The organism is Aurantiacibacter sp. KMU-128, from assembly GCF_056933515.1.
Map to the genome: position 1 here is coordinate 337,490 of NZ_JBXORT010000001.1, position 7,511 is coordinate 345,000.

Here is a 7,511-nt window from a genome sequence, read left to right on the forward strand (position 1 = left end):
CAAAGCCCCAAATGGCAAGCGATTCTTAGGCTTTGCGCGCTATCTTCCCGCGCTATGAACCCTGCGCTCAAATCCTTTGTCGAAAATGCCGCCAAAGCGGTCGGCTATGACAAGACGCATATCACACGCACCGTCGCCTATGCCGAAGTCGAAGCCTTTCTGGCCGACTTGCCGGTGGCCGAAATGGATGCGCTCGAAATCGCAGCGGGCTGGAAATGGCGCGAGGCAGGGTGGAGCAGCTTTACAGAGATGAACTGGCCCGATCACGATATCTGCAATGATGTGCTGGGCCAGCAATTCGATATCATCATCGCCGACAATGTGTGGGAGCATTTGCTGCATCCTTGGCGCGCGACGCAGCACGTCCTGCAAATGCTCAAACCCGGCGGCTGGTTCGTGAACATCACGCCTTTCCTTATCCGCCGCCATCTGATCCCGCATGATTGCACACGCTGGACCGAGCAGGGAATGCGGTACTTCCTCGAGGACAATGGCTTCGATGCGGAGAGCATCCGCACCGGATCATGGGGCAACCGCGCGGCGGTGAAGGCGAACTTCAACCGCTGGGCGCGCACGGGCTGGAACCGGACGCTCAGGAACGAGCCCGACTTTCCCGTCACCGTCTGGGCCTTTGCGCAGAAACCCCGATGACCGCGCCGGTCCAGATCAGCCTCGCCGATGCCGCGCCTGCGCAGATTGCTTTGGTGGTGCTCGCCCATAATGAAGAGCGGCGGATTGCGCGTTGTCTCGGCAGTCTGCCGCTGGGCGAGCCGGGAATTACTGCGCACGTCGTGGTCAACGGTTCAACCGACAACACCGCCGCCATCGCGCGCGGCTTTGCCAGAGTAAGCGTCCACGATTATGCTCAAGGAGGCAAGGCGCGCAGCTGGAACGCTTTCATGTTCGGCCCCGAACAGGTGGAGGCGGATGTCTTCATTTTCGTCGACGGCGATGCCGAGGTGCTGCCCGGCTCGATTGCCGCGCTCGCCCGCACGCTCGCCTTAAATCCTGCGGCCAATGCCGCTTCGGGCTTCCCCCGCAATGGCAGGCAGGCGCACGCCTATGCGCAGGAAGTGGAGCAGAAGCACGGACTGTTCGGCGATCTTTATGCCTTGCGCGGCAGCTTCGTCGAAAAGCTTCGGCGCGAGCGGATCCGCTTGCCCGAAGACGTGATCGGCGATGACAGTCTGATTTGCGCGCTCGCCAAATCCGATGCGCGCGATGAAAGCCACTGGGTCGAGGCGCGGGTGCTGCCATGCCCCGATGCGGGCTTCCTGTGCGAGCCGACGCAGTGGACTTCGGCGAGCCTTGCCAACCAGTATCGCCGGATGCTCAATTACAGTCGGCGGCATTTCCAGAACCGCATCATCACTCAGATCATGCGGCATGGCGGCGGAGCGAAGGACTTGCCCGTGCGGCTCAGCGATCACTATGCCGAATGGCTCTCCCGCTGGCAGCCGCGCCGCGATCCGGTGTGGTGGTGGTTCGACCGGCAGGCGCTCAAACGGATGCGCGAAGAAGCCTAGCCCTTACTCCGCAGGCTCGACCACCGGCGGCTTGCGCTTGATAACCAGCCGGATCAGCTCATGCAGCGTTTCGCGCGCCACCAGCAGCAGCAATCCGCCATAGGTCGCCGCGCCCAGCGCCGCCAGCAGCGGCAGTCGGATAAAGGGCGATTCGACCGGCAGGTTCGCGCTCGCCAGCGTGACCACCACCGCCATCACCGCGCTCGCGCCGAGGCCGGGTGCCAGCGCGCCGAGCATCTGGCTATTGCTGATGCCCAGATGCGGCTTGGCGAGCAGGAATACCGAAAGCGGCAGTACGGGGAAGACCAGCACCCACACCCATGCAAGGCCGACACCGCCCCAACCGACGCCGATATAGAAGGCAGCAGGCACAATGCAGAACCCGATGATCGAGGCCTGCATGGTGATCCCCGGCTTGCCGATGGCATTCAATGCCGGGGCGAAGAGCGAGTGCAGCGTCAAGGCAGGCATGGCGAAGGCCAGCACGGTCACGATGGGAATCATCGCCAACCATTTGCTCCCCAGCAGCACGGCGACCATTTCGGGCGCCACCGCGCTCATCCCGAAGAACATCGGGCAGGTCGCCAGCATGATGAGCCGCACAGCTTTGAGGAAACTGTAGCGCAGCGCCGCGCGGTCATCCTGCAACTGCGCGTAAGCAGGGAAGGCGACCTCGTTCAGCGCGGGCACAAAACGCACCGCCACGATGGTGGTGAGGAACAGGCCCTCGGCATAATAGCCAAGGTTCTCCGGCGTCAGGAAACGTCCGGCGATGAAGATGTCCGACTGGGTCACCAGCGTCCAGAAGAAGTGGCCCGCCAGCACCGCCGCGCCGAAATTGAACATCCGCCCCGCGCCGCGCAGATCGAAGCTCGGCCAATAGGTGAAGCGTGCTGCGATCATCAGGCAGATGCCGCGCGTCCAGAACGCCGCCAGCGGCGCGAAGACGAGCGTCCACACGCCGAAATCGCTCAGCGCGCAGGTAAGCGCGACCGAGGCGGAGACGATGGTCGAAATAAGATTGCAGATCGCGGGGCGTTTGAAATCCATCTCGCGCGTCAGCAGCACTTCGGGCAGCGCGATGAATGGCGTGGACAGGAAGATCAGTGCCTGCACCCGCAGCAGCTCTGCCACCATATCGGTGCGGTAATAGGCGGCGGCGAGCGGCGCGCCGAGGAACTGCACGGTCGCAATCGCGCCATTGACCAGCAGCAACATCCCGAAGGCCTGCCGGATCTTGCGCTCGTCCACCTCGCGGTCTTGGATCAGCGAACTGGCAAAACCGTATCCGCCAAGGAAGGCGAGGAAGGTGAGGATCACCTGCGTCATGGCAAAAATGCCGTAATCCGCCGGATCGAGAATGCGGATAACGATCAGCGTGGAGCTCCACGCCACGATCTGCGACAGGATCTGGCTGCCCGACCGCCACATGACGGCGCGCTTCACGCTATCGCGCATAGAGGTCATTGTGTGCTGCCTTTCAGGCGGATCGCAAGGCTCATGCGGAGCCAGGTGAGAATCGGGCGCAGCTGGCCGAGCACGACCATCGGCGAATCGGCGAAAGCGCGCAGCAGGTGCCCGGGCCGGAAGGTATAGGGATCGCGCGTCGCCAGCCTCGCACGCGCGCGCGCGCGGAGAGCAGAGGCGGGCAGGGCTTCGACTTCGCCCACCAGCCGGTCGTGCACCAATTGCTGGATATGCCGCGCGCGCTGGTCGGTCAGGCTGCCGGGGTGGCGGCGGTAGAGATACAGCTCCTCGGCAATATGGTGGAAGGCGAATCCGGCGCGCCATGCGCGAAGCCAGAAATCGTAATCCTCCATCCCGAACAGGCTCTCGTCATAGCCGCCCAGCTTCGCATCGACCTCGCGGCGATAGAGGAAGCAGCAGCCGATCGTATTGTCGAGCGGCAGATGGTCGGCGGGGCCGGTGCGGATGCGCTGCTTGTGCGCGCCCGCCGGATCGATGACGCGGTAATCGGCATGGATGATATCGGCGGCGGGATGCGCATCGCGCGCCTTCACCAGTTCCGCGAGCGTTTCAGGCAGCAGGATATTGTCGTCCGACGTCCAGCTCAGCCAATCGGCACGGGCGGCAGCGAAGCCGACATTCAGCGAACCGGGCAGCTTCTTGTTCGTCGCATTGCGGATTACGCGGATGCGCGAATCGCGCTGCGCATAATCGGCGAGGATTTGCGGCGTAGAATCGGTGGAGCAGTCATCAACGCAGACCAGCTCGAAACCGGTGAAGCTTTGCGCGAGGATCGAATCGAGAGCCTGCGCCAGATAGGTCTCGCCATTATAGACGGGCAGCACAACAGAGACTGCGGGCACAGCCTGCGGCGTATGGCCGCGATCGACGGTAACTGCGCCTGTCATGCGCCTGCTTCTTGCCTCCGGGCCGAATCAAGTCCGGCGTGAAATGCGATTCGTGGCACGTGCGACCGGTGAATCATGGCCATGATCTAGGGCAAAGGCGTTTACGCGACGTTAGCCATGGCGGAATCAGCGGCAAAATCGCCCAGAATCTTGCCAAATCGTGACCGTGGCAGGGGCGGAAGCCGCTTGTGGCGGGACCGAAATCCCCTCCAACATCGACATAAAGCGACTTTTTTCCAATACCTTGGCTCCAAAATTCACGCCTCACGAAATAAAATTGCAAAAAGGCGTTGACCGAATCCAACAGCGCGCCTAGATGGGCTCCACCGACGCGGCGCTGACGGTTCAGCCGCTCTCGCCTCGATCGGTCGCCAACATAACTGGATAGCCGGTCCCCCGGTGTAAATCGGGGATACACTTGCTGTCCGGTTTTTAATGTTGAGTGGCTCTTTGACATTGTTAGTTTTTGATGAAGGGACATGTGGGCGACGGCGCCCGGTCCGCGAACCTCAAGGTCGCGATCACCGGTTAATTTAAGCCGACGCCACATCCTCGGAAAGCACCACGTTTTCCGTGTGATGATGCATGTTCATTCGTATCCATTACGTTTGACAGTGCAGGTATCGGCTCCTTGAAGCTCTTGCTTGTCGGTCTGGCGGGTTTCGGCCCGTGATCGGTAGGTGAGTGACACAAACTTGAGAGTTTGATCCTGGCTCAGAACGAACGCTGGCGGCATGCCTAACACATGCAAGTCGAACGAACCCTTCGGGGTGAGTGGCGCACGGGTGCGTAACGCGTGGGAACCTGCCCTTAGGTTCGGAATAACAGTGAGAAATCGCTGCTAATACCGGATAATGTCTTCGGACCAAAGATTTATCGCCTTTGGATGGGCCCGCGTAGGATTAGCTAGTTGGTGAGGTAAAGGCTCACCAAGGCGACGATCCTTAGCTGGTCTTAGAGGATGATCAGCCACACTGGGACTGAGACACGGCCCAGACTCCTACGGGAGGCAGCAGTGGGGAATATTGGACAATGGGCGAAAGCCTGATCCAGCAATGCCGCGTGAGTGATGAAGGCCTTAGGGTTGTAAAGCTCTTTTACCAGGGATGATAATGACAGTACCTGGAGAATAAGCTCCGGCTAACTCCGTGCCAGCAGCCGCGGTAATACGGAGGGAGCTAGCGTTGTTCGGAAATACTGGGCGTAAAGCGCACGTAGGCGGCGTCGCAAGTCAGGGGTGAAATCCCGGGGCTCAACCCCGGAACTGCCCTTGAAACTGCAATGCTAGAATATTGGAGAGGCAAGTGGAATTCCGAGTGTAGAGGTGAAATTCGTAGATATTCGGAAGAACACCAGTGGCGAAGGCGACTTGCTGGACAATTATTGACGCTGAGGTGCGAAAGCGTGGGGAGCAAACAGGATTAGATACCCTGGTAGTCCACGCCGTAAACGATGATAACTAGCTGTCCGGGTTCACAGAACTTGGGTGGCGCAGCTAACGCATTAAGTTATCCGCCTGGGGAGTACGGTCGCAAGATTAAAACTCAAAGGAATTGACGGGGGCCTGCACAAGCGGTGGAGCATGTGGTTTAATTCGAAGCAACGCGCAGAACCTTACCAGCCTTTGACATCCTTCGACGGTTACCAGAGATGGTTTCCTTCCTTCGGGACGAAGTGACAGGTGCTGCATGGCTGTCGTCAGCTCGTGTCGTGAGATGTTGGGTTAAGTCCCGCAACGAGCGCAACCCTCATCCTTAGTTGCCATCATTCAGTTGGGCACTCTAAGGAAACTGCCGGTGATAAGCCGGAGGAAGGTGGGGATGACGTCAAGTCCTCATGGCCCTTACAGGCTGGGCTACACACGTGCTACAATGGCATCTACAGTGAGCAGCGATCCCGCGAGGGTTAGCTAATCTCCAAAAGATGTCTCAGTTCGGATTGTTCTCTGCAACTCGAGAGCATGAAGGCGGAATCGCTAGTAATCGCGGATCAGCATGCCGCGGTGAATACGTTCCCAGGCCTTGTACACACCGCCCGTCACGCCATGGGAGTTGGTTTCACCCGAAGATGGTGCGCTAACCCGCAAGGGAGGCAGCCAGCCACGGTGGGATCAGCGACTGGGGTGAAGTCGTAACAAGGTAGCCGTAGGGGAACCTGCGGCTGGATCACCTCCTTTCTAAGGATATTGGCGGAAAGCGCCGGGGCTAGCCCCCGGAAGTGCTTCCTCCGTTTCCAAAGAACATTGCCGTCGTCCTCATGTCCTTTCATCACTGGAGAAACACTCAAGGGGAACCTTGCGTGTTTGCGCCTGAGCTGGCTCACGCCGCCCGCGGCCTTACGGCCAGCTGTGGCTATGTGGGCCTGTAGCTCAGTTGGTTAGAGCGCACCCCTGATAAGGGTGAGGTCAGAGGTTCAAATCCTCTCAGGCCCACCATTTCTCTTGTCTGATATGGGGCCTTAGCTCAGCTGGGAGAGCACCTGCTTTGCAAGCAGGGGGTCATCGGTTCGATCCCGATAGGCTCCACCAGACAACTCCGGTGAATGAAACGAGAGCGGATCCTGCTTCGGCAGGTAGGCGATCTTCGGATTGCCGTCTTTGACATTGTGAATGGGTTTTTAAATCGATGCCGTGGCGCATGGATTGTATTGGTGGTCTAGCCGACCATCTCACGCGATCAATGCATCACAAATCAATCAAATTGATTATCTGGCTGAGATAAATCTTCCATACTATCGCGAGACGATCAGGCTTTATGCAGGCTTGACGTTGATGGTGTGGATTCTCAAGCGTGAGGTAAGAGCATTTGGTGGATGCCTTGGCATGTACAGGCGATGAAGGACGTGGCACGCTGCGATAAGCGTCGGGGAGTTGTGAGCAAACTTTGATCCGGCGATTTCCGAATGGGGAAACCCACCCTCACCATTTCCTCTGTTTTTCCCTCGGGAAGATCAGAAGAGGTGGATAGGGTATCACCGAGCTGAATAAAATAGGCTTGGTGAAGCGAACCCGGGGAACTGAAACATCTCAGTACCTGGAGGAAAAGACATCAACCGAGATTCCGTTAGTAGTGGCGAGCGAACGCGGACCAGGCCAGTGCCTTCATTTCAACTAGCAAAACATTCTGGAAAGTTTGGCCATAGTGGGTGACAGCCCCGTATGCGAAAGTGATGATGAAGGACTCGAGTAGGGCGGGACACGTGAAATCCTGTCTGAACATGGGGGGACCACCCTCCAAGCCTAAATACTCGTACATGACCGATAGCGAACACAGTACCGTGAGGGAAAGGTGAAAAGCACCCCGATTAGGGGAGTGAAACAGTACCTGAAACCGAATGCTTACAATCAGTTGGAGCCCCATAGGGGGTGACAGCGTACCTCTTGCATAATGGGTCAGTGACTTAATGTATCGTGCAAGCTTAAGCCGTTAGGTGTAGGCGCAGCGAAAGCGAGTCTGAATAGGGCGACACAGTACGATGCATTAGACCCGAACCCCGGCGATCTAGGCATGAGCAGGCTGAAGGTGCGGTAACACGCACTGGAGGGCCGAACCGTTTAATGTTGAAAAATTATCGGATGACTTGTGTTTAGGGGTGAAAGGCCAATCAAGCC

4 protein-coding genes, 2 tRNA genes and 2 rRNA genes (1 of these 8 cut by a window edge) are annotated in these 7,511 nt (G+C 58.6%); 6 read left to right on the plus strand and 2 right to left on the minus strand.

From position 1 onward, the window contains the following. The first annotated feature begins 54 nt into the window (after positions 1 to 54). Both ACS0VV_RS01715 and ACS0VV_RS01720 read left to right on the plus strand, forming a co-directional pair. Positions 55 to 651: a methyltransferase gene (locus ACS0VV_RS01715; RefSeq protein ID WP_483531017.1), complete on the plus strand. Its 597-nt coding sequence runs from the start codon at positions 55 to 57 to the stop codon at positions 649 to 651. Beyond that, positions 648 to 1,526: a glycosyltransferase family A protein gene (locus tag ACS0VV_RS01720; protein WP_483531018.1), complete on the plus strand. Its 879-nt coding sequence runs from the start codon at positions 648 to 650 to the stop codon at positions 1,524 to 1,526. The genes ACS0VV_RS01715 and ACS0VV_RS01720 overlap by 4 nt, the downstream gene beginning before the upstream one ends. Before the next feature lie 3 nt (positions 1,527 to 1,529). On the opposite strand, the gene ACS0VV_RS01725 is transcribed toward ACS0VV_RS01720, so the two are convergent. Continuing rightward, on the minus strand, positions 1,530 to 2,984 hold the full coding sequence (locus tag ACS0VV_RS01725; protein WP_483531019.1) for a lipopolysaccharide biosynthesis protein: 1,455 nt from the start codon (positions 2,982 to 2,984) through the stop codon (positions 1,530 to 1,532). A gap of 5 nt (positions 2,985 to 2,989) precedes the next feature. After that, positions 2,990 to 3,901, minus strand: a complete 912-nt coding sequence (locus ACS0VV_RS01730) for a glycosyltransferase family 2 protein (protein WP_483531020.1) — start codon at positions 3,899 to 3,901, stop codon at positions 2,990 to 2,992. A 691-nt stretch (positions 3,902 to 4,592) separates the two neighbouring features. On the opposite strand from ACS0VV_RS01730, the gene ACS0VV_RS01735 reads away from it, so the two are divergent. From ACS0VV_RS01735 to ACS0VV_RS01750, 4 genes are all read left to right on the plus strand, one after another. Further along, positions 4,593 to 6,077: ribosomal RNA gene (locus ACS0VV_RS01735) — 16S ribosomal RNA — on the plus strand. 181 nt (positions 6,078 to 6,258) lie between these two features. Further along, positions 6,259 to 6,335: transfer RNA gene (locus tag ACS0VV_RS01740), tRNA-Ile, on the plus strand. Positions 6,336 to 6,352: 17 nt separating this feature from the next. Continuing rightward, positions 6,353 to 6,428 (plus strand) — tRNA-Ala (locus tag ACS0VV_RS01745). Between the two features lie 257 nt (positions 6,429 to 6,685). Beyond that, positions 6,686 to 7,511 (plus strand): 23S ribosomal RNA (locus ACS0VV_RS01750) (it continues 1,963 nt past the right edge of the window). The 16S and 23S rRNA genes sit together here with 2 tRNA genes alongside, the layout of an rRNA operon.

Bases quoted from the DNA above. Each gene is read 5' to 3' on its own strand.
- ACS0VV_RS01730 (WP_483531020.1), bottom strand. From the start codon at position 3,901: ATGACAGGCGCAGTTACCGTCGATCGCGGCCATACGCCGCAGGCTGTG.
- ACS0VV_RS01725 (WP_483531019.1), bottom strand. From the start codon at position 2,984: ATGCGCGATAGCGTGAAGCGCGCCGTCATGTGGCGGTCGGGCAGCCAG.
- ACS0VV_RS01715 (WP_483531017.1), top strand. From the start codon at position 55: ATGAACCCTGCGCTCAAATCCTTTGTCGAAAATGCCGCCAAAGCGGTC.
- ACS0VV_RS01720 (WP_483531018.1), top strand. From the start codon at position 648: ATGACCGCGCCGGTCCAGATCAGCCTCGCCGATGCCGCGCCTGCGCAG.